Genomic DNA, 1414 nt, shown 5'->3' with positions numbered 1-1414 from the left:
ATAAGCTAAACGATAGACCAAGAAAGCGGCTGGGATACCGAACCCCAGCCCAGGTGTTCTTAGGTGAATACTCAGGAGCGCTAGAAACCGCAGGTGCTGCACTTATTAGTTGAATTCAGGAATCAAAGGGGCAGGTTTGTTGAAAATAGCACTTTTGAGAAATCAATTACTCTGACACACCTTGATCGGTGTTCCGTTTAAATTTAAGGAGTATTTATGGGGGTTGCTGTAAGAGTCCTTAAAGCCAATCATGGAGACTGTATTTTAGTCAGTCATGAGGGAGATTTGGATACCGTCAATATTTTAATTGATGGAGGGACATCCATGACTTTTAAGTATGGACCAAGGCAGCGTTATGACGGGGCACTAGCCAAAGTATTAGATGAAATAAAAAATAAAGGTCAACACATAGAGCTAGTGGTATTAACCCATATTGATGACGATCACATTCATGGCTTGATAAAAGCATTCGAAACAGCAGGTTATCTCAGTGAACTCGTTAAATCTATTTGGTTCAACTCATCTCGTTTAATAACACAACATTTTAGTGTTACTGAGATTCCAGAAAATAATATTCTATTGACCGACAACTCTCCTCAAACAAGTGTGATGCAGGGGAAAGAGTTGGAAGCACTGCTTGATGAAATTGGATGTGAGCGTGCTCCTCTCATTATGGCTGGGCAAGATCATAGAGTCGGCCCGTTCAAATTGACAGTATTGTCTCCTTGTCAAAATCAGCTAGAGCGTTTATTGCATAAATGGCCTTCTAAATTTGATTCTGGTGCAACAGCAGCTCACGATAATGATTACCAGCTTTCACTAAAAGAAATTTGGGAAGCTGACGAATTTGAATCAGATTTATCTATTCACAACGGCAGTTCAATCGCATTTTTACTAGAAATAGACAATAAAAAGATGCTATTTCTTGGAGATGCACATGACCCAGTAATAGTTAATAGTTTAAGAGAGTTAGGTTTTAGTGAGGCAAATAGACTTAATCTTGATCTCGTGAAAATTTCGCATCATGGTAGCCAATACAATACTAGTTCTGAGTTCCTTTCCTTAATACAGGCTTCTCGTTACGTAATTTCGACCAATGGCCTGAGGCATGGTCTGCCAAATAAGAGAGCCATCGCTAGAATTATTAAGGAAACAAGTGGGCAGATTTTTTTCAATTACAGTGATGTTACTAAGTCGCTTCTATTAGAGGACGAAGTGGAAGATTATGCCTCTCGTTTCGAAGTGCTGAACGATGAGATCCGGCTTTAATATGACAGTCTCCGAAATCATACGCCTGAATCCGTGAGACCGGCCCCCAGGAATGCTTCTAACCTACTGAACTGCATGGCAATATAGCGAATATCGCCATTCACCCAGACAGTGCCATGCCCAACGTCAAGTTCCGCGCCAGTCG

General features: G+C 40.9%; 1 protein-coding gene and 1 pseudogene. Both read left to right on the top strand.

Going from position 1 to position 1414, the window contains the following annotated elements; translation table 11 throughout:
* A pseudogene (locus HZS80_RS23785) lies at positions 1 to 113 on the top strand (IS30 family transposase); the annotation flags it as partial.
* A 103-nt stretch (positions 114 to 216) separates the two neighbouring features.
* Positions 217 to 1269 carry a ComEC/Rec2 family competence protein gene (locus tag HZS80_RS23195; RefSeq protein ID WP_179917459.1) on the top strand — a complete coding sequence of 351 codons (1053 nt, stop codon included), beginning with the start codon at positions 217 to 219 and terminating at the stop codon, positions 1267 to 1269.
* Positions 1270 to 1414: the final 145 nt, after the last annotated feature.

This window comes from Vreelandella glaciei (assembly GCF_013415125.1).
In the GTDB taxonomy this organism is placed as follows: Bacteria; Pseudomonadota; Gammaproteobacteria; order Pseudomonadales; family Halomonadaceae; genus Vreelandella; species Vreelandella glaciei.
This window is presented reverse-complemented; position numbering and strand designations above follow the sequence as displayed.